Source organism: Pseudomonas sp. LBUM1672, assembly GCF_059695655.1.
In genome coordinates this window covers 4,191,636-4,211,746 of record NZ_CP166781.1, presented here as the reverse complement: position 1 = coordinate 4,211,746, position 20,111 = coordinate 4,191,636, and the positions used below count along the sequence as shown (strand labels likewise).

At 59.8% G+C, this 20,111-nt stretch carries 19 protein-coding genes and 2 pseudogenes; 12 read left to right on the top strand and 9 right to left on the bottom strand.

Going from position 1 to position 20,111, the window contains the following annotated elements:
• Nucleotides 1–95: 95 nt before the first annotated feature.
• Nucleotides 96–851 (bottom strand): methyl-accepting chemotaxis protein, encoded by a 756-nt coding sequence (locus tag ACA053_RS19260; RefSeq protein WP_371922087.1) that lies wholly within the window; start codon nt 849–851, stop codon nt 96–98.
• 102 nt (nt 852–953) lie between these two features.
• Nucleotides 954–1,100, bottom strand: a pseudogene (locus ACA053_RS19255) (HAMP domain-containing protein); the annotation flags it as partial.
• 1,562 nt (nt 1,101–2,662) lie between these two features.
• Here ACA053_RS19255 and ACA053_RS19250 point away from each other — a divergent pair.
• Both ACA053_RS19250 and ctpM read left to right on the top strand, forming a co-directional pair.
• Nucleotides 2,663–3,979 carry a Na+/H+ antiporter family protein gene (locus ACA053_RS19250; RefSeq protein WP_497396206.1) on the top strand — a complete coding sequence of 439 codons (1,317 nt, stop codon included), beginning with the start codon at nt 2,663–2,665 and terminating at the stop codon, nt 3,977–3,979.
• 141 nt (nt 3,980–4,120) lie between these two features.
• Entirely contained in the window at nt 4,121–5,803 is a 1,683-nt protein-coding gene (gene ctpM / locus ACA053_RS19245; RefSeq protein WP_497312557.1) for a methyl-accepting chemotaxis protein CtpM, read from the top strand.
• 54 nt (nt 5,804–5,857) lie between these two features.
• Here ctpM and ACA053_RS19240 read toward each other — a convergent pair whose 3' ends face one another.
• The gene (locus ACA053_RS19240; RefSeq protein WP_497312555.1) at nt 5,858–6,793 is read right to left on the bottom strand and encodes a LysR family transcriptional regulator; all 936 of its coding nucleotides are present in this window, start codon (nt 6,791–6,793) and stop codon (nt 5,858–5,860) included.
• Nucleotides 6,794–6,928: 135 nt separating this feature from the next.
• Here ACA053_RS19240 and ACA053_RS19235 point away from each other — a divergent pair, with 135 nt between their 5' ends.
• The 3 genes from ACA053_RS19235 (at nt 6,929) to ACA053_RS19225 (ending at nt 8,120) form a co-directional block, all read left to right on the top strand.
• Nucleotides 6,929–7,414: a DMT family transporter gene (locus ACA053_RS19235; protein WP_109633272.1), complete on the top strand. Its 486-nt coding sequence runs from the start codon at nt 6,929–6,931 to the stop codon at nt 7,412–7,414.
• Nucleotides 7,414–7,869: a DMT family transporter gene (locus ACA053_RS19230; protein ID WP_109633270.1), complete on the top strand. Its 456-nt coding sequence runs from the start codon at nt 7,414–7,416 to the stop codon at nt 7,867–7,869. The genes ACA053_RS19235 and ACA053_RS19230 overlap by 1 nt, the downstream gene beginning before the upstream one ends.
• Before the next feature lie 83 nt (nt 7,870–7,952).
• Nucleotides 7,953–8,120 (top strand): metallothionein, encoded by a 168-nt coding sequence (locus tag ACA053_RS19225; protein ID WP_109633268.1) that lies wholly within the window; start codon nt 7,953–7,955, stop codon nt 8,118–8,120.
• A gap of 68 nt (nt 8,121–8,188) precedes the next feature.
• Here the strand turns inward: ACA053_RS19225 and ACA053_RS19220 are convergent, their stop codons facing one another.
• Complete coding sequence (locus ACA053_RS19220) at nt 8,189–8,416, bottom strand: DUF6555 family protein (protein WP_010458578.1); 228 nt, start codon at nt 8,414–8,416, stop codon at nt 8,189–8,191.
• A gap of 145 nt (nt 8,417–8,561) precedes the next feature.
• Here ACA053_RS19220 and ACA053_RS19215 point away from each other — a divergent pair, with 145 nt between their 5' ends.
• The 3 genes from ACA053_RS19215 to ACA053_RS19205 all read left to right on the top strand — a co-directional run bounded on the left by ACA053_RS19215 (nt 8,562) and on the right by ACA053_RS19205 (nt 10,667).
• Nucleotides 8,562–9,347: an AraC family transcriptional regulator gene (locus ACA053_RS19215; protein WP_497393408.1), complete on the top strand. Its 786-nt coding sequence runs from the start codon at nt 8,562–8,564 to the stop codon at nt 9,345–9,347.
• A gap of 159 nt (nt 9,348–9,506) precedes the next feature.
• Nucleotides 9,507–9,680, top strand: coding sequence for a DUF1427 family protein (locus ACA053_RS19210; RefSeq protein WP_010458583.1), 174 nt, complete (start codon nt 9,507–9,509; stop codon nt 9,678–9,680).
• Between the two features lie 30 nt (nt 9,681–9,710).
• Nucleotides 9,711–10,667 (top strand): quinone oxidoreductase family protein, encoded by a 957-nt coding sequence (locus ACA053_RS19205; RefSeq protein WP_497393407.1) that lies wholly within the window; start codon nt 9,711–9,713, stop codon nt 10,665–10,667.
• Nucleotides 10,668–10,729: 62 nt separating this feature from the next.
• On the opposite strand, the pseudogene ACA053_RS19200 reads toward ACA053_RS19205, so the two are convergent.
• Nucleotides 10,730–11,050: pseudogene (locus ACA053_RS19200) on the bottom strand (GNAT family N-acetyltransferase); the annotation flags it as partial.
• Between the two features lie 154 nt (nt 11,051–11,204).
• On the opposite strand from ACA053_RS19200, the gene ACA053_RS19195 reads away from it, so the two are divergent.
• The 3 genes from ACA053_RS19195 (at nt 11,205) to ACA053_RS19185 (ending at nt 15,609) form a co-directional block, all read left to right on the top strand.
• Complete coding sequence (locus ACA053_RS19195; protein WP_497393406.1) at nt 11,205–13,775, top strand: bifunctional diguanylate cyclase/phosphodiesterase; 2,571 nt, start codon at nt 11,205–11,207, stop codon at nt 13,773–13,775.
• A gap of 99 nt (nt 13,776–13,874) precedes the next feature.
• Nucleotides 13,875–14,669: an exodeoxyribonuclease III gene (locus ACA053_RS19190; RefSeq protein ID WP_497393405.1), complete on the top strand. Its 795-nt coding sequence runs from the start codon at nt 13,875–13,877 to the stop codon at nt 14,667–14,669.
• Between the two features lie 112 nt (nt 14,670–14,781).
• On the top strand, nt 14,782–15,609 hold the full coding sequence (locus ACA053_RS19185) for an arylamine N-acetyltransferase family protein (RefSeq protein WP_497393404.1): 828 nt from the start codon (nt 14,782–14,784) through the stop codon (nt 15,607–15,609).
• A gap of 68 nt (nt 15,610–15,677) precedes the next feature.
• Here ACA053_RS19185 and ACA053_RS19180 read toward each other — a convergent pair whose 3' ends face one another.
• Together ACA053_RS19180 and ACA053_RS19175 are read right to left on the bottom strand one after the other, a co-directional pair.
• Nucleotides 15,678–16,136 (bottom strand): hypothetical protein, encoded by a 459-nt coding sequence (locus ACA053_RS19180; protein WP_497312537.1) that lies wholly within the window; start codon nt 16,134–16,136, stop codon nt 15,678–15,680.
• 103 nt (nt 16,137–16,239) lie between these two features.
• Nucleotides 16,240–16,551 carry a BrnA antitoxin family protein gene (locus ACA053_RS19175; RefSeq protein WP_109633254.1) on the bottom strand — a complete coding sequence of 104 codons (312 nt, stop codon included), beginning with the start codon at nt 16,549–16,551 and terminating at the stop codon, nt 16,240–16,242.
• Nucleotides 16,552–16,780: 229 nt separating this feature from the next.
• Here ACA053_RS19175 and ACA053_RS19170 point away from each other — a divergent pair, with 229 nt between their 5' ends.
• A complete protein-coding gene (locus ACA053_RS19170; protein WP_497393403.1) occupies nt 16,781–18,298 on the top strand; it encodes a nucleobase:cation symporter-2 family protein in 1,518 nt (505 codons plus the stop codon).
• A 5-nt stretch (nt 18,299–18,303) separates the two neighbouring features.
• On the opposite strand, the gene ACA053_RS19165 is transcribed toward ACA053_RS19170, so the two are convergent.
• On the bottom strand, nt 18,304–18,492 hold the full coding sequence (locus tag ACA053_RS19165) for a hypothetical protein (RefSeq protein WP_497312532.1): 189 nt from the start codon (nt 18,490–18,492) through the stop codon (nt 18,304–18,306).
• A 32-nt stretch (nt 18,493–18,524) separates the two neighbouring features.
• Complete coding sequence (locus ACA053_RS19160) at nt 18,525–20,042, bottom strand: efflux transporter outer membrane subunit (protein WP_109633248.1); 1,518 nt, start codon at nt 20,040–20,042, stop codon at nt 18,525–18,527.
• Nucleotides 20,043–20,111 lie beyond the last annotated feature (69 nt).

The window sequence follows — 20,111 nt, the reverse complement described above, 5'->3', positions numbered from 1 at the left end:
GTTTGGAAGCCAATGGAGATCGGCTCCCTTTCCCCCTCTCCCCTTTGGGGAGAGGGCTGGGGTGAGGGGTGTTTTCATATGACGCCCCACTAAGTTCAGACCCGGAACTGATCCATCAAACTCTGCTGTTGATTCGCCAGGCTATTGAGCGACTGACTCACCCGCGCCGACTCGTTCGCCTGCCCTGACAGCGACTCCGTCACATCGCGAATCGTCGCCACGTTGCTGTTGATCTCCTCGGCCACCGCGCTCTGCTCTTCGGCCGCAGACGCGATCTGCAGGTTCATGTCGCTGATCACCGTCACCGCCTCGCCAATCTGACGCAGCGCCGTCACTGCCTGGCCCACTTGCTCGACACTGCCTTGCGCCTGGCGATGGCTGTTGTTCATCGAGCCGACCACATCCTGCGTGCCACTTTGCAACTGCTCGATCACCAGACGGGTTTCTTCAACCGACTCCTGCGTGCGTCGCGCCAGATTGCGTACCTCATCGGCCACCACCGCAAACCCACGGCCGGCCTCACCGGCACGGGCCGCTTCGATCGCGGCGTTGAGCGCCAGCAGGTTGGTCTGCTCGGCGATGGCGCGAATCACTTCCAGCACCGAACCGATTTTCTCGCTGTTGGCCGCCAGGCCTTCGACTTGCACCATGGCCGCGCTCATGTCGGCGGCGAGGTTGTCGATGCTGGTGGTGGTCTGGTCGATGACGGTCAGGCCTCGGCGAGTCGCTTGATCGGCATCCTTTGCCGCCTGGGCGGCTTGCGCGGCACTGCGGGCGACGTCCTGGGCGGTGGCGCTCATTTCGTGGGACGCGGTGGCGACTTGATCGACCTGACGGTATTGCTGCTCCATGCCGGCGCTGGTCTGCGTGGCGATGGCGGAGGATTGGTCCGCGGTGCTGCGGGCGTCCTGCACCAAGCGTTTCACTTCGGCGATGATCGGTTGCAGCTTGTCGAGGAAACGGTTGAACCAGCTGGCCAACTGGCCCAGTTCATCCTGCTTGTCGTAAGCCAGGCGCCGGGTCAGGTCGCCTTCGCCGCTGGCAATGTCTTCGAGCATGTGCGCCACGCCGAGGATCGGTTTGGTCACGCTGCGCGCCATCAGCCACACCAGCAACAAACCAATCAGAGCGGCCAGTACACCGAGGCCGAGTTCAACCAGAGTGCCGCTGCGGTTGCTGTCATCGAGCTGGTTTTTCAGGGCTTCGGCAGGGCCGACCAGGACTTTTTCCGGCACGTCGAGCAACACACCCCAGGGTTTTCCGCCGGGGATCGGCTGGAAAGGGGACAGCACTTTCAGTTGCTGGTTGCTGTGCAGGCTTTCGGTTTTGCTGCTGGTGGCGAGCATGCGAATCAGCTCGGCACCGTTGGTCTTATCCACCGCATCCAGGCGCTGGCTGAGTTTGCTGGCGTCCGGGCTGTAACCGGCGAGCAAGCCGACCGGGCTGATGATGCTGACATTGGTCTGGCCGTCATAGAGTTTTTTGCTCGCGCCCTGACTCATGGCCTGCAGGCTGTTGAGGTTAATGTCCACAGACAGCGAGGCGATGACTTTGCCGTTGACCATCAGCGGGAACACGATGCTGGTCATCAGCACGTTCTGGCCGTCGATCACATAGAAATACGGTTCGATCACGCACGGCTTGAGCGTGGTGCGCGGGCAAGTGAACCACGCGTTGGCCGCTTCGCCGCTGGGGCCAGCTTTGGTGTCGGCCATGTCGCTTTCCGGCAGCGCCATCGACGTCACGTTGCCTGGCGTCGGTTGCGACCAGTACAGGGCGAAACGGCCCTTGTCGTTGCTGCCCAGCTCGGCCTGGCCGGCGAACAGATCGTCCTTGCCGTCCAGCGCGTTGGCTTCAAACACCAGCGACAGGCCAAGCAATTCCGGGTTGGCTTGCAACGCTGACTTGACCTGGCGGGTCAGGTCTTCACGCAGGTCGAAGGCGTCCAGAAAGCGCTTCTCCGCCTGATCGCGCAGGAACAGCACCTGACGCGAAAAACCGTGGCCGTACTGATAGGCGTCCATGAACTGCTGGCGAATCACCAGCGCCTGGTTTTCACCCTGGGATTCGATCCGGGCCCGAGCGGCTTCGGTGAGCATCTCCATGCTCGAGGCTTTCACCATTTCGGAGCTGTGCTCCATGCGATACAGGGAAAGACCCACCAGCAGGGTCACGATGCCGGCCAGGCACAGCCCGGCCAGCAGGGTGATTTTCCATTGGATGGAAAGTTGTCTGAGCGACATGGAGAGACGTCCTTATTCGATATTTATCTGAGACTTTGCACTGTAACGGCCGCGGTCGTGCTTTCTTTATGGCAGTTCCTGAATGATGAAACGACCGTTGGTCGGCGGCCTTTTGTGGTGAGGGTGCTTGCCTGTGGCGAGGGGATTTATCCCCGTTGGGGCGCGAAGCGGCCCCCTGCATTCTTTCAACCACACCGAATGGTCAGGTTTGACGACTGCTTCGCAGCCGAACGGGGATAAATCCCCTCACCACAAGGTTCATCACCACCCGTGGCACATCCGCCAGGCCCACACGCTTTGACACCGGGCCGACTCTGCGGCACAGTGCGCGCCCTCTAATAAAACCCATTCTTCAATCCGCTGGCGGCTCTTCGCAGACGGCCGGCTGAGCTCATTTCGCTTGCCCTGAGGTAACGATGATTAATGCTGTAATTGCCGCGGTCGGCGTCATGCTGATCCTCAGCCTGTCCCGCGTGCACGTAGTGATCGCGCTGATTGTCGGCGCCCTGGTCGGCGGATTGACCGGTGGCCTGGGCATCGACGCCACCCTTAAAGCCTTTAACAGCGGCCTCGGCGGCGGCGCGACGGTCGCGTTGTCCTATGCCTTGCTCGGCGCGTTCGCCGTAGCGATTGCCAAGTCCGGCCTGGCCCATGCCCTGGCGGACAAAGCCCTGCTGATGGTTGATCGTCAACACGCCAACGGTGGCCGTCAGGTCAAGTGGCTGCTGATCGGCTTGCTCTGGGTAGTGGCCATCGCTTCGCAGAACATTCTGCCGATACATATCGCCTTTATTCCGCTGCTGGTGCCGCCGCTTTTATATGTGCTGACCAAGCTGCAACTGGATCGCCGTTTGATCGCCTGCGTCATGACGTTCGGCCTGATCACGCCGTACATGTTCCTGCCGGTGGGCTTCGGCAACATCTTCCTGAATGAAATCCTGCTGGCCAATGTTGCCCGCAGCGGCGTCGACATCAGCGGCATCAACGTCACACATGCCATGGGCATTCCGGCGCTGGGCATGGTCGTGGGTCTTGCGGTCGCGTTTATCAGCTACCGCAAGAAACGCGTTTACGACCTGGAAAAGATCGAGAAAGTCGAGCAAGTCGCGGTGGAATACAACCCGCTGAGCCTCATGGTGGCCGGTGTGGCCATCGCGGCGGCGTTCATCATTCAATTGCTGCTGGATTCGATGATCATCGGGGCGCTGTCTGGATTCCTGATCTTTTCGGTGTCGGGCATCGTGAAATGGCGCGACACCGACGACCTGTTCACCGAAGGCATGAAGATGATGGCGATGATCGGCTTCATCATGATCGCCGCCTCGGGTTTCGCCGAAGTGATGAAAGCCACCGGTGAGGTGCAAACGCTGGTTGAGACGTCGGCGTCGTGGATCGGGCACAGCAAAGGCGTCGGCGCGTTGTTGATGTTGCTGGTCGGCCTGCTGGTGACCATGGGCATCGGTTCGTCGTTTTCCACCGTACCGATCCTGGCGGCGATTTTCGTGCCGTTGTGCGTGCAACTGGGGTTCAGCCCGATTGCGATCGTGTGCATCGTCGGCACGGCCGGCGCCCTGGGTGACGCCGGTTCGCCGGCCTCGGACTCAACGCTGGGCCCGACCTCTGGTCTGAATATCGATGGCCAGCATCACCACATCTGGGACACCGTGGTCCCGACCTTCCTGCACTACAACCTGCCACTGCTGGCGTTCGGCTGGGTCGCCGCGATGGTCCTCTGATTTCACTTTCGTAGGAGCCAGGCTTGCCGGCGAAGGCGTCTTCAAAATCGCCTTCGCCGGCAAGCCTGGCTCCTACAGTTTTTCGTTGGCGTGCCGTTAAAGCCTTTAACCACGCCAACAAAATCAAAAGAGTGAACCGTCATGCGCATGAGCCTGAAGGCTAAAGTCCTGTCCCTTGCCGTCCTCCCGGTGTTGCTCTTTGCGCTGGTCATCAGCCTGACCACGTTGTTCATTCTGCAGGAGCAGGCGCGCAAGGAAGTCGAGGAAACCCGTCAGCGCCTGCTCAGCGATGCCAAGGCAACCCTGCAAAGCTACGTCGCTGTGGCCATGACCACGATCAAACCGCTTTACGACGCGGCCGCCCCCGGCGATGACGCGGCGCGGGCGCAGGTGATCAAGCTGCTGTCGAGCATCACCTACGGCAAGGACGGCTATTTCTTCGGTTACGACTCCAACACCGTGCGCCTGTTCAAGGCCAACAGCCCCGATGGCGTGGGCCAGAGCTTCAAGGACAACCGCGACCCGAACGGCGTCTACGTCAACCGCGATCTGGTGAAAGTCGCCAAAGACGGCACGCATTACCTGCAATACAGCTCGCCGTTGCCCGGCAACACCCAAGTGCTCGTGCCGAAACTGGGCTACACCGAGTACCTGTCGAAATGGGACATGGCGGTCGGTACGTCGGTGAACCTTGACGGTATCGAGGCGCAAGTCGCGCTGGTGGAAGCCAAGGTGCAAGAGCGTATGGAAGGCGTGGTGCTGACCATCGCCGGCCTCGCGGTGGTGATGTTGCTGGTGATCGCGGCGGTCGGACTGCTGCTGGCCAATACCATCCTGCGTCCGCTGAACCTGATGAAAGCCAACCTCGATGACATCGCGGCGGGCGAGGGCGACCTGACTCGTCGCCTGACCATCACCAGCCAGGACGAACTCGGCGAACTGGCCGGCTCGTTCAACCGCTTCGTCGACAAGATCCACAGCCTGGTGCGCCAGATCACCGAAATGACTTCGCAACTGACCGGCCTGGTGAATCAGGTTTCCGATCAGGCCCAGCGTTCGGATCAGGCCATGGAGCGTCAGCGTCACGAGACTGATCAGGTGGCCACGGCGATCAACGAAATGTCGGCGGCGGCACAGGAAGTGGCGAAAAGCGCGCAAAACGCGGCGGTGGCTGCTCAGCAAACCGACGAAGAAGGCCAGACCGCCAAGCGTGTGGTAGCCGGCAGCATCGTGAAGATTCATGCGTTGGTGGACGACATTCGCAGCAGCGGCGTGTCCCTTGATAGCCTGCAAAAAGACGTGTCGTCGATTGTTAGCGTGCTGGGAGTGATTCGTTCGATTGCCGAACAGACCAATTTGCTGGCACTGAACGCCGCCATTGAAGCCGCGCGCGCCGGTGAGGCGGGTCGTGGTTTTGCGGTGGTGGCCGACGAAGTGCGGGCGCTGGCCAGTCGCACGCAGATCAGCACCCAGGAAATCCAGGGCATGATCGACCGCTTGCAGGCCGGGACCCAATCGGCGGTGGAAGCGATGCGTCGTTCCAGCGAGGCGGGCGATGGCACCTCGGCACAGGCCAATGAGGCCGGTGCATCGCTGGACACCATGGCTCAGTTGATCGGCACCATCAACTCAATGAACGCGCAAATCGCCAGCGCCGCTGAAGAGCAGACTGCCGTGGCTGAAGAAATCAACCGCAGCGTGCATCAGATCGCCGTGGCGGTGGACAACGTCGCCGACGAAACCCAACTCGGCGCCCAGACCTCACGCAGCCTCGCCGACCTCGGTCAGCGCCTGGGCAAACTGGTCGGCCAGTTCCGAATCTGACCGGCTAGCAAAGATCCTGTGGGAGCGGGCTTGCTCCCACAGGGTTATGTGTTGTCAGGGTCGGTCCCAGTAGGGCACCGTTCCAAAGCATTCCACAAAAAAATCAATCACCGTCCTGACCTTCACCGACAACCGTCGGCTGCCCGGCCACAGTACTGCAATCTGCTGCGGCTCAAGGCTGTTGGACACCTGATATTCCCCCAGCACCGGCACTAGCGTGCCATTGCGCACCGCCTCACCAATCAGCCACGACGGAAACATCACCAGCCCCAAACCCTGTTCGGCGGCTTGCGTGAGCGTGTCGGCGTGGTTGCCGGTGATCGGCCCTTTCACCGAGTAGGGCGTCCAGTCCTGTTGCTCTTTGCGGAAAAACCAGCGTTGCTGACCGGCCACGCCTTTGTAGGCCAGGCACTGATGCCCCGCCAGCTCTTCGGGGGCTTGCGGAGTGCCATGGCGTTCGAGGTAGGCCGGGCTGGCAGCGACTTGAAAGCGATGGGGCGCCAGGATCCGTGCCTGCATGCTCGAATCGTGCAATGGGCCGATGCGGAACAGCAGGTCGGCACCTTCCTGCAACGGGTCGATGTAGCTGTCGGTTTGCTGGATATCCAGCTGCAGATTCGGATAGCGCGCGCACAACTGCCCCAGCCAAGGCGTCAGATGCCGTTGCCCGAAGACCACAGGCGCGTTGATTCGCACCAGTCCGCTGGGTTCGCTTTGCTGTTCCTGCAAGGCCTGTTCGGCTTCCTCCAGTTGCACCAGCACCAGCCGCGCGTGATGGCCGAGCATGCGTCCCGCTTCGGTGGGCGTGACGGCGCGCGTGTGGCGGTAGAGCAGTTGCTGGTTCAGGGCTTGTTCCATTAACTGGATCTGCCGGGAAATCGAAGAGGGCGCCAGGCCCTCGCGGCGGGCGACTTCGGAAAAACTGCCATGGTCGAGCACCGCGACAAACAGGCGAAGTGCCTTGAATCCCAGCTCGTTGAGGCCGTGCATGATGAATCCTGCTGTGCGTGATGCGCAAAAGTGTTGTCAGGATGCTCCCATTTATCGCAAAGCAGCGCCAGTCGATAATGCGCGCCACAACAGCTCCCTGTGGGAGCGTGTTCATCTGACTGGTAGGTCTCCCTTATGCAATCTTCTTCAATCGACATCGCTGCAGCGCCAGCGACCCAACCGGGGCTGCGACTGTTGCTGCTGCCACTGGTGATTCTCGCCGGCATGGGCCTTTCCGTGGAGGCCGGTTTGCTCGGGCCGCTCGGGGTGCAGGTCGGGCACTTGTGGGCGACGTTGAGCATCTTCGGCGTCGGCTCGGCGATTTTGTTTTTGCTGTTGTTGTTCAGCGGCAAGCAACAAGGCCCAGCGTTGAACACCTTGCCACGCTGGCAGTTGATCGGCGGTTTCCTCGGGCCGATCTACGTGGTGGTGCTCACCCTGGCCACGCCGCACATCGGGATCGCGATGACGATGATCGCGATCCTCTCCGGGCAGGTCGGCAAAAGCGTGCTGATCGACCACTTCGGCTGGTTCGGTGCCACCCGCAAAAAGGTCAACGGTGAACGTTGGCTGGCGTTGCTGCTGATTGTCGCGGCACTTGTTCTGATTGCTCGGGGTTGATGATGAATCTGATTATTTTGTTGGCCGTGGTCGTGGCCGCCGGTGCGGTGTTGAGTATTCAGGCGGCGATCAACGGACGCCTGGGGGAAACCGTCGGCGTGTTGCGCAGCAGTCTGCTGACCTTCGCGGTGGGCGCGGTGGTCACCGGTTTGCTGATCCTGTTTTTCGAACCGGCCCATGCCGTGACCCTGCTGGATGTGCCGAAATGGCAGCTCAGCGGCGCCTTGTTCGGCGTGGTCTACATGATGGTCATGGTCGGCGCGGTGCCGCGGGTCGGCACGGCAGTGGCGACCGTGGCCGTGATCGTCGGGCAGTTGGGCATGGGGATGTTGATCGACAACTTCGGCTGGCTGGGTAACCCGGCAATCGAGTTGTCGAGCAGCCGGATGCTGGCGATGGTGTGCCTGGCGCTGGCGTTGCTGTTCATGTATCGCAGCAGCACGCGAAGCGAGTAACCCGAGCCATTTTGTAGCTCCTACACTGATGACTGAGGTGCGCATTTGCCGCACGCGACGACCACATCAATGGAGTCAGACTCATGATCAGCAGTGACAGTAAATGCGACTGCCCCAAATGTTCCTGCAAACTGGGCGAACACCCGATAGCGCGTCACGGCAAGCACTATTGCTGTGAAGCGTGCGCCAAGCACCACGAACATGGCGAGGAGTGTGCGAGCAAGGGCTGCAAGTGCGCGCACGCCAAATAGCTCATCAACAGGAAGTGGAGCCACTCGGGCTCCACTTTTTTATGTCTGGTTTCCTCCCCTCGTGATCCTCAGCCAGCCGGTCGCCACGTCACATTTTCGATGCCGAATTTCTCCGCCAGCGGCTTGCTGGTTTTTTGCACCTTCTCTCGGCCAAAGCGGGGGATTCGTCCGACCCCTGCATCACAACTGGCCCAGTGCCAAGCCTCCGCGTTGTCCATTTTGTCCAGGCGGATAATGAAAGACTTTGGCGCGCCATGAAGGGTGTATTCAATGACGAAAAGTTTTGCGTTGTTCATAAAGCCCGTATTCCTCCCTGTGGTAATACAAGGATCGTCTGGGCTACGGAAAATTCAGTTGGATTGTCAGACGGTTGCCGCCCGTAGCGACAAGGTCGCTGCCCCGTTACCATGCAAGACCTGAAAACCCCAATGATCATTGCCCATGGCCCTTGCCGCCCCGCCAGACCTGAGTGATACCGATGTGCCCGTGCAACCGCTGGCACGCACGTACCCGCGCGGCTTGTATATCGAGCCGCATGAGCATGTCTGGGGCCAATTGCTGTACGCGATGAGCGGGGTGATGTGGGTCGAAACGCCTCATGAGGCGCTGGTGGTGCCGCCACAACGGGCGGTGTGGCTGCCGCCAGGCGTGCCGCATGGCATTCGCGTGGTCTCGGATCTGCAGATGCGCAACATCTACTTGCGGCCCTCGTTGGCGGCCACGCTGGACGACCGTGTTCAGGTGATCGAAGTCGGCGGGTTGCTGCGTGAGCTGATCGTCGGGTTGGTGGAGCAGGGCGACAATGGCACGCCCGAGTACTACGAAGCGCTGGTCGGCCTGGCGCTGTTGGAGCTTAGGCGAGCCAGGCGATCGCTGTTGAAAATCCCGTTGCCGGATGATTCCGACCGGCGCCTGATGAACCTGTGTCAGGCGGTCATGGCCGCACCCTCGCTGGATATCCCCTTCGAACAGCACGCGGAAAACGCCGGTGCCAGCGTGCGCACTCTGGCCCGGCTGTTCAAGGACGGCTTGGGCATGGGTTTCGCCGAATGGCGACGCCAAGTGCAACTGGCGACTGCTGCGGCGGAGTTGATGCAGGGCGTACCGGTCAGCACGATTGCCCGGGAACTGGGCTATTCGCCGAGCAGCTTCAGCGACATGTTCCGCCGGGAACTGGGTGTCGCGCCTTCGCAATTTTCGACGGGCCAACGCGACGTCCAGCCATAACGCAGACTTGTAGCCACTGGCGAATCCCTGTGGGTTACTACCCAGTTTGCATTGCAACCTGTATTGGCGCCTTGGCCGATATTCAGAAGCACTTGGCCGATGCCCTTCGCCACCGCTCTCTAGACTTCAGACCTACCTTGTATGCCCACGGAGTCTGCCATGAGCTACCTCATCTCGCTGGTCATCGGTCTGGGCGTCGGTCTGCTCTACGGCGCACTGGATTTTCGCTCTCCCGCCCCACCGGCCATTGCCCTGGTGGGCCTGCTGGGCATGCTCGCCGGCGAAAAGTTGTGGCCCATGGGCCGGCAGCTGGTGGCTGGCTGGGTCTCCTGAAACCCCTTCCTTTTTGCGATGGAAACTCTCATGAAAGCACTGCAATTCGACCAGACCGGTGACCTCTCGGCCCTGCGCTACGTTGATGTTCCGACCCCCGTTCCCGGTGCCGATGAAGTGCTGGTCCAGATCAAGGCGGCCGGCCTCAACCCCAGCGATGTGAAGAACGTGCTGGGGCGTTTTCCCTACACTACCTTGCCGCGGATTCCCGGTCGGGATTTCGCCGGAGTGGTGGTTGAAGGGCCACAGGCACTGATCGGTCAGGACGTCTGGGGCACCGGTCGTGAACTGGGCTTTTTTGCCGACGGCTCCCACGCGCAATTCGTCAAACTGCCCGCCAATGGCGTAGCGCTCAAACCCACCCACTTGAGCTTCGCCCAGGCTGCCAGCCTCGGTGTGCCGTACACCACGGCGTGGGATGCCCTGGAACGCAGTCTGGTGACGACCGGAACGCGGCTGCTGGTGATCGGCGGCGGAGCGGTGGGCAGTGCCGCGCTGGCGCTGGCCAAGGTGCGTGGCGCTCAGGTACTGGCGGCGGCGCGCCGGCCCGAGCAGGTCAAGGATCTGCAGGCGCAGGGCTATCAGACGTTGCAACTGGATAAACCGGACGAGCTGGGTGCGCAGGTGAATGCTGTGTATGCCGGCGGCGCTGATGTGATTTTCGACACCACCGGTTTCTGGCTGCCGGCCTCGGTCCCGGCTTTGGCCACTTTCGGTCGCATCGCGATCATTGCCGCGCCGGTGGACGGGATGGTGCAATTGCCGGCGCTGGCGTTGTATCGCAAGGGTGGTTCGGTGGTGGGGATCAATTCGTTGTTGTACGGCGTGCAGGCGTGTGCGGCGATGCTGGATCAGTTCGGCAAGTTCTTTGATCTGGGGCTGTTGCCGTTGCCGGAAGGGTTGTTTGAATCACCGTTGGCGCAGGGGGGGGAGCGGTATGCCGAGGTGAATCAAGGGGCTGGCGACAAGGTGATTTTGTTGCCGTAACCGGCATTGATGGTGGGTGGTCTGGCCTCTTCGCGAGCAGGCTCGCACAATCGTTCGAGGCGTCAGCGAAGGTTGTATCGGGTCAGTTTTTTCTCGAGATTTTCCCGCACCAACGGCCACTCCTCATCAATGATGCTGAACCGTACCGAGTTACGCTTGCGCCCATCCGGCATGATTCGTTCGTGGCGCACGATGCCTTCCTGTTGCGCGCCAAGCCGCAAGATCGCGTTGCGCGACTTCTGGTTGTTTTCGTCGGTGGTGAATTGCACTCGCACGCAGTCCAGCACCTCGAAGGCGTAACGCAGCATCAGGTATTTGGCCTCGGTGTTGACGAAGGTTTTCTGCCAGCGCGCAGAGATCCAGCTGCTGCCGATTTCGGTTCTCGACATAAAAAGGTTGCGGGTGATGCATGCCATTACAGGGTAGCGGCTGTCGATTGGCAATAGTGTGGGGCCATGAAGGACCATGACTGCTATGGTCAATGGACGCTTGCCTGTCATCCACCCGATCAGGCAATCGATTGACAGGATCCCATGCATGGAATTGACCGCTACGACCACCACCGCCCCCGGGCGCCATACACCGATCACACGGAACCTGGTCTGGTCCGTCGGACTGGTATTTGTATTAGGGGTGCTGATCGCCCTCGTTGCCTTGTTCAGCATTGCCGGCCGGCTCGATGCCCAGGACCTGGCCAAGACCACGTTTTACACCCAGCGCGCGCTGGAAAACCGCATTTCAGCCTCGAAAAACTACGTCGCCAGTTATGCGACCTGGACCACTGCCTACGACCATCTCAACGGTGAGGTCGATGTAACGTGGGCTTACGTCGAGCAGAACATGGGTAAAACCTTGTTCACCATGGACCATTACGACGGTGTCTTCGTGGTCGATCACCAGCGGAGCAAATACGCCACGGTGCGCGGCCTTCTGGTGCAGGATGACGCGGCGGCTCTCCTTTCGATATCGATGCCTGCATTGATCGAAGAGGTTCAGGAGCAGGAAAGCCTGCTCGTGCCCATCAGCCGCTTCACGTTGTTCGAGGGCCATCCCGCGCTGTTGACGGCTGCCGCGATCGTGCCCAACGACGAACGGCCTGCGGTCGATCCCAAAAGCACCTCGGTGCTGATGTTCGTCGATCAATTGAGTCCGGAAAAGCTCAGCGCCTTGAGTGCCGATTACGGTTTACATGACTTGAGCCTCGCGCTCGACAACACCCTGGCTCCCGGTCAGCCTGCGGTTGCACTCACGGGTACCGGTTACAGCCTGGTCTCGCGGCTCGAGCAGCCAGGCCATCAATTGCTTTGGTCACTGCTGCCGCCACTGGGCGGGGCGCTGTTGATTCTGGCGTTGCTGACGGCTTGGTTCTTTCGTTATGTATTGCGCACCTCAAGGCACGTGGACGCCAGTTACATCAATCTGGATCTGTCGAATCAGGCGCTGGAGGCCAGTGAAGAGCGTTTTCGTGCAGTGGCCGAGGCTGCTTCCGACTGGATCTGGGAAATCGACGACAAACACCGCATCACGTATCTGTCGGGACGCTTCGGCGCAGTCACCGGTTTTTCCGATCAGCAATGGCTGGGGCAGGACATCGAGCAGCTGTTGTATTGCGATACCACGCCGTTGTCACTGTGGCTGGACAAGCTCAACGAAGAACACAACGTCAGCCACCTACGCTGTTCCTATCGCGATCAATCCGGACAGCAACGTGTCTGTCGGGTGTCGGCACGACCGATCCACAGCAAAGGCGCGGTGCTGGGTTATCGCGGAACGGCCAGTGACATCACCGATGAAGTCGCCGCCCATGCGCAGATCCAGCATCTGTCGTTGCACGACGCGCTGACCGGCCTGCCCAATCGCAACAAACTGGCGCGTTACCTCGAAGATGCGTTGGTGCTGAAGGAGCATTCGGCACCGCTGACGTTGTTGATGATCGACCTGGACAACTTCAAGCCGATCAATGATTCCCTCGGCCACCCGGCCGGTGATGCGGTGTTGCTGGAAGTGGCCACCCGCTTGCGTGAGTGCACGCGGGACATTGACCTGGTCGCCCGCCTGGGCGGTGACGAGTTTGTGCTGGTGCTCAATGGCATGGACATCCACACGGAAATCGACCGGATTTGCGAGCGTATCCTCGAAAGCCTGCAGCAGCCGATTCATTATGACCATCACACGCTGCACATCGGCGCCAGCATCGGCATCGCCTTGAGTCGGCGTCAGGGGCATATGCCGGAGGAACTGATCCGCTGTGCCGACATCGCGCTGTATCAGGCCAAATCCGATGGCAAGAAAACCTGGTGCTACTTTGAGCCGCACATGAATGATCAGATCCAGCACCGTCGCAAACTGGAAAACGACTTGCGCCACGCGATCAAGAACAACGAGTTCGTGATGCACTATCAGCCGCGTTATCACGTCGATGGCAAACAGATCGTCTCGGTCGAAGCGTTGCTGCGCTGGCAGCATCCGGTGCAGGGATTGCTGAGCCCTGACTCGTTCATTCCTTTGGCCGAGCAGACCGATCTGATCGTGCCCTTGGGGCGCTGGGTGCTGCGCGAAGCGTGCGAGACGGCGCTGACCTGGCCGGGTGAGCTGATGGTGTCGGTCAACCTGTCGCCCGTGCAGTTCATGCGCAGTGATGTGGTGGAGGATGTCAGAGAAGCATTGATCCAAAGCCGTTTGCCGGCCAGTCGACTGGAGCTGGAAATCACCGAAAACGTGATGCTCAACGACGTCGACGGCGCTCTCGCGACCATGAACTCGCTGAAGGAGCTGGGTGTGCGGCTGAACATGGACGACTTCGGCACCGGTTATTCGTCGCTGGGTTACCTGCGCACCTATCCGTTCGACGGGATCAAGATCGACAAGCGTTTCATCTCGTCCATGAGCGGCACCGGCAACGACCGTGCGGTGGTGCAGGCGATCATCAACCTGGGCAAGGCCATGGGACTGACCGTGACCGCAGAGGGCGTCGAGACGCTGGAGCAACTGGACTTCCTGATCTCAGACGAGTGTCATGAAGTGCAAGGTTTTTACCTCAGCCGACCGATGGAAAATCAGGCGCTGTTGCCGTTGCTCAAGGCATCGCATGACGAGCATCCGGTGTAATGGGGGGACCTTTAGTCGCCTGTTTCGTTTGTCGTGGCAACTGCCATCACTCACCCCGGTCACAACTGGATACCGTCCATCCGTTGCGAGCCTCGGCCCATGAAAAACCTGAAAATCGCCACCTTCAACGTCAACGGCATACGTGCCCGGCTGCCGAATCTGCTGGCCTGGCTTGAGCGCGAAAAGCCGGACATTGCCTGCTTGCAGGAGCTCAAGTCGGTGGACAGCGCGTTTCCGGCCACCGAGCTAGAGGCCATTGGCTACGGTGCCATCTGGCAAGGTCAATCGTCGTGGAACGGGGTGGCGATTCTGGCCCGTGATGCGCAACCTTTGGAGAGCCGGCGCGGGCTGCCGGGTGATGACGCCGACACCCATAGCCGCTACCTGGAGGCTGCGGTGCACGGAATTCTGGTGGGCTGCCTGTATTTGCCCAACGGAAATCCGCAACCGGGGCCGAAGTTCGACTACAAACTGGCGTGGTTCGAGCGGTTGATTGCTTATGCCAAGGACCTGCAAAACAGCGAACACCCGGTGGTGCTGGCCGGCGACTACAACGTGGTACCCACCGACCTCGACATCTACAACCCGCGCTCGTGGCTCAAGGACGCCTTGCTGCAACCGCAAAGTCGCGAGTGCTACCAGCGCTTGCTGGATCAGGGCTGGACCGATTCCCTGCGTCATCTGTACCCGGAGGATCGGCTCTACACCTTCTGGGATTATTTCCGGCAGCACTGGCAGAAAAACTCGGGGTTGCGCATCGATCATCTGTTGCTCAACTCAGGCCTGAGTCCTTATCTGCATGAGGCCGGGGTCGATGCCTGGGTGCGCAACGAACCGCACGCCAGCGATCACGCGCCGACGTGGATTCGCTTGAGTTCGCGCAAGCGGCGTTGATCTTTGGGTGGCGGGCGATTGGCTAAATCAATTGTCAGTCGAACCGCTTTATCCCTTATACATGGCGCCCATCGGCGGAGAGATCCGCGGCCCCATGCATAAGGACCTAGCAATGAGCGAGCCACGCCTGACGAACCGAGCGTCATACCTGCAACGCCTGGGTTTCGACGCGCCCCCGGCGCCAACCCTGGACACCCTGCGCCAACTTCAGCTGCGCCATACCGGGGCCTTCCCGTTCGAAAACCTCACCACGCTGTCCGGCGAGCCGGTACGCATCGACCTGCCCTCCATCGAACAGAAAATCCTGCACGAGGGGCGCGGCGGGTACTGCTACGAACTCAACTACGCGTTTCTGATGTTGCTTCAGGAGCTGGGCTTCGACGCCCATGGCATCACCGGTCGTGTGGTGATGGGCCAGCCCGAAGGCGCGTGGACTGCCCGCACGCACCGCTTGAGCCTGGTCACTCTGGACGGCGTGCGCTACATCACCGACGTCGGCTTCGGCGGCATGGTGCCGACCGCACCGCTCCTGCTCGACACCGATGCGGCACAACTCACGCCCCACGAACCGTATCGCATCGAGCGCCATGCAGACGGCTACACTCTGCGCGCCAACGTCGGCGGCGAGTGGCGGCCGATGTACATCTTCGATCTGCAGCGCCAGGAAGACATCGATTACGCCGTCGGCAACTGGTATGTCTCGACCCATCCGGAATCATCGTTTGCCAAGCAACTGATGGTCGCGCGTACCGGGGATGGCTGGAGGCGCACGTTGAACAATGGCAGTTTTGCGATTCATCGGGTGGGCGCCGAGAGCGAACGACGGCAGGTGGCAGATGTGGAGGAGTTGATCGGGTTGCTGGAGGGGGAGTTCGGGATTCGCGTGCCGGAGAATGCGGGGTTGCGGCAGGTGCTAGGGCGGTTGATTGAACCAGACTGAAACCTGAAATGCCCGTGTCGGCGTCTTGCCGTCGATGCTGGGCAAAAGCTTGAGTTGTTCGATTGTTTTCAGGGCGGTGATGATGTCTGGCGCAGGCTGAGTTCGTCAGTTTGCGCTATTGCGTTTGTCCGCCAGGCCCAGTGAGTAAGCAGTCCGACCAGCGCCCCATCGACCATCCAGAAATACCAGAGCAGTCGCAGCTTTGGGTGAAGACAGACGACCCCGGCAATCGCCAATCCTGCCAATAGACCGGTAATCCAGTTCGCATATCCCTTTGCGCTGATCCAGGCGTACAGAGGCGTGAAGCCCAAGACCAATGGCAACGCTCCGAACCAGACTCCGCCGACGATAAAACATGCAAAAACACCGAGCCAGAGCCAGAGCCAGAGCGCTACCGTCAGCTCAGGCATACCCCAAACAAAATACAACGCAATGATGAATGCTTGCACGGCCACGACATTGCGAAATGCGCGGTACGCCAGGATGAAGGTCTGCCAAAGGTGGCTGAGTGTCGATTCGCTGATCAAGGGGGTAGGCATCCATGTCCGACACCGACAGAGTGGCCGGCTCGGCGCAGTCTATCAGGTGCCGTGCAGAGCGACCCTGAAAGGGATATCGAAGTTGCCAGGGTCAAATTTCAGGTTCCATCATGCGGTGGATATCGCTGGCGACTTCGAGCAGTTTGTCCTCCAGCGTTTTCAGCTCGGAGGCTGTAATCCCTTTTTTGATTTTTCCGACACCCACCACACAGCCTTTATGGCTTAGAAGTGTTTGACGCAGGGCGTTATTGATCACCGTCTGATAACCGTATCCCTCGCTTTCTGCCAGCGATCGAGCCGCCTCAATAACGGCATCATCTAACATGATGGTAATCCGGGTTTTGCCTTTGCTGGAGGCAACCACTCCACGTTCGGAGGTGCTGAAATCGTATTGGTCTTTCATTGGTACGGCCTCGAGACAAGATGTCGAAAGGCGCATTTATGCATATTTAATATGCATATAGAGAGTAGATGTATTTCAAGATTTTTTGGAGGGGGAACTCGCGCGGCAAAAGGGCAGCATGGACATATGTCCATTATCTGACTGATGAGTTGTATACAACTCTATAGACATTTGTCCTGAGTCTTGCATACAGTGTGCGCATAACAAAAAACCAGGGAACCCCCCAACCATGAAAACGCCCCATGTTTCACACCAACGGCCTGAGGACGAAAACCTCGGGGTCGGCGCGAATATGGCTTACGGCCTGCAACATGTTCTGACCATGTACGGCGGCATCGTCGCGGTGCCTTTGATCATCGGCCAGGCGGCCGGGCTTTCGCCGGCGGACATCGGTTTGTTGATTGCTGCTTCATTGTTTGCAGGGGGCTTGGCGACATTGCTGCAAACCCTCGGTTTACCGTTTTTCGGGTGTCAGTTACCGCTGGTACAGGGCGTGTCGTTCTCGGGCGTCGCAACGATGGTGGCGATTGTCAGCAGCGGCGGGGAGGGCGGCTTTCAGTCAATTCTCGGGGCGGTGATCGCCGCGTCGTTGATCGGGTTACTGATCACGCCGGTGTTCTCACGAATTACCAAGTTCTTCCCACCGCTGGTGACGGGCATCGTGATCACCACCATCGGCCTGACGCTGATGCCAGTGGCTGCACGCTGGGCCATGGGCGGCAACAGCCACGCCCCGGACTTCGGCAGCATGGCCAACATCGGTCTGGCGGCGGTGACGCTGGTGTTGGTGCTGCTGCTGAGCAAGATCGGCAGCGCGACCATCTCCCGTTTGTCGATCCTGCTGGCGATGGTCATCGGCACGATCCTAGCGGTGTTCCTCGGCATGGCGGACTTCTCATCGGTCACGCAAGGTCCGATGTTCGGCTTTCCGACCCCGTTCCACTTCGGCATGCCGACCTTCCATTTTGCCGCGATCCTGTCGATGTGCATCGTGGTCATGGTGACCCTGGTCGAAACCTCGGCGGACATCCTCGCCGTCGGAGAAATCATCGACACCAAGGTTGACTCCAAACGCCTGGGCAACGGCCTGCGCGCCGACATGCTGTCGAGCATGATCGCGCCGATCTTCGGCTCCTTCACCCAAAGCGCCTTCGCCCAGAACGTCGGGCTGGTGGCCGTGACCGGCATCAAGAGTCGCTTCGTGGTCGCCACCGGTGGCTTGTTCCTGGTGATTCTCGGTCTGCTGCCGTTCATGGGCCGGGTTATCGCCGCAGTACCGACCTCGGTACTCGGCGGCGCTGGCATCGTGCTGTTCGGCACCGTGGCGGCCAGTGGCATTCGCACGCTGTCCAAGGTTGATTACCGCAACAACGTCAACCTGATCATCGTCGCCACCTCCATCGGCTTCGGCATGATCCCGATCGCCGCGCCGAATTTCTACGACCACTTCCCGAGCTGGTTCGCAACCATCTTCCACTCGGGCATCAGCTCCTCAGCGATCATGGCCATCGTGCTCAACCTGGCCTTCAACCACCTCACCGCCGGTAACTCGGATCAGCAGTCGGTGTTCGCCGCCGGTACGGAACGGGTGCTGCGTTACCAGGACCTGGCGGCGTTGCGTGAAGGGGATTACTTCAGCGAAGGCAAACTGCGTGACTGCGACGGGAATGAGATTCCGGTGGTGGAAGCAGCCCATGATTCGAGCGAGCATCGTGCGGCTCACGCGAAAAGCAGTGAGCATGTCTAACGGCATCACCTGCTAAAAAGGCCGATCTGTTGAATAGACAGATCGGCCTTTTGCTTTTCCAGGATCCACAAAAAAGCCCCTGAACCTTTCGATTCAGGGGCTTTTCGATATTGCTGTCTGGCAACGACCTGGACTCGAGCAGAAAAAATAAGCATTTGTTTTACAATGAAATTATTCTGTTTTTTGGTATTCATATCCCTACGATTATCCTAATCCAGCCCGTATTTTATTGGAGTTCTTTCGATATCCCTGGATCAGGAAAAAACATTCGAGTTCCCGCTCTTTTTGAGACAACGCGAGCATCTGAGTCGTCTCGCTGCCAGCCACCTCCCAATGCTTTGAACGTGGCCACTGCAGCGCGAGCCGATTCAGTTTGTGCCTGAGCTCTGCCATCAGATGCCGCTAAAAGGTGTTCATCGGCATCCAGTACTTCGATCAGGCTGACCACGCCTTTTTCATAAGCGACAAACGACGTCGCTCGGGCTTTCGCATACGCCGACTCGCCTTGGGCGAGTTGTGTCGATTGTTGCTCGCGGTTGATCAGCGCCGAAAAAGCGCTTTCAACATCTTCGCAGGCCCGCAGGACGGACTGGCGGTAAGCGGCTAAGGCTTCGGCTTCTTGGCCCTTCGCCAAATCAATTTGAGCGTTGATGCGGCCAAAATCGAAGAGCCTCCAGCGTATACCCAGTGCCGCCGAAGCCTGACTGGCGCTGTTGCTGAATAGGTTTGCGCTTGATACCGAGGTAGCACTGCCGAGCAGAGCAGCCACAGACAGTTTGGGGTAGTACTCGGAAATGGCTTCGCCGATGCGCGCGCTGGATGCCGCAAGACGGCGCTCCGCGACGATCAAGTCTGGACGCCGACGCAGCAGGTCGGCCGGAGCGCCCATGTCCGAGAGGCCTGGCACATCAGGGATGGGCGCCGGCTTAGTCAACTGCGCGCTGTAAGTGCCGGGCGCCTTGCCCAACATGACATCCAGCGCATTCATTGCCGCGTCAATGCCTGCTTGCAGTACCGGAACGGTGGCTTGCGCTTGGTTCAGCGCGCCTTGGGTCTGGTTCAACTGCAGTTCAGCCGCCAGGCCTTTTGCGTAGAGATGTTCGATGGTGGTGAGCAGTTGTTGTCGTGTGTCTACTTGCTGCCGGGCAATTTCCAGGCGTGCTTGCAGGCCACGGATGCTGATGTAAAGGTCGGCTGTTTGCGCGACCACTGCCAGGCGTGTGGCAATCGCCCCGGCTTGTGAGGCCTGATAATCGGCGGAGGCCGCCTCTTTGCTGCGGCGTAGCCCGCCAAACACATCCAGCTCCCAGCCGGCATTCAAGTTTGCCTCATAGGCACTGCCGTAACGATTATAGGAAGGGTCTGAATTCAGCACTTGGCCCAACGGCGTCTCTAACGACTGACGGGCTCGGGCCGCCTGACCATTGACGGTAGCCGACGGCAGGAGGGCTGCGTTAGCTGCGCCCAAACCGGCGCGAGCCTGCTCGATCCTTGCGCTTGCCTGGGCTAAATCGAGGTTCTGTTCAAGTGCTCGATTTATCAGCTGACTGAGTACCGGGTCATTAAATGCGTTCCACCAAGCGGCGAGATCGGCATTTGCGGCGGTCACTTGTCGTGCTTTGGACGTTTGCGCCGAGAAATTCTCGGGCAATTCCACACTGGGTTCTGAGTAGTCGGGGCCCACTGCACAACCTGCAACCATACCCAAACACAGTAAGACGGCGAAACGAGGAGGAGGGTGCATGCGATACCTGCGAAAGGGTTAGGTTGTGACGATGTTACAATTTGGTCACAAGTTGTCAACCACCTTTGG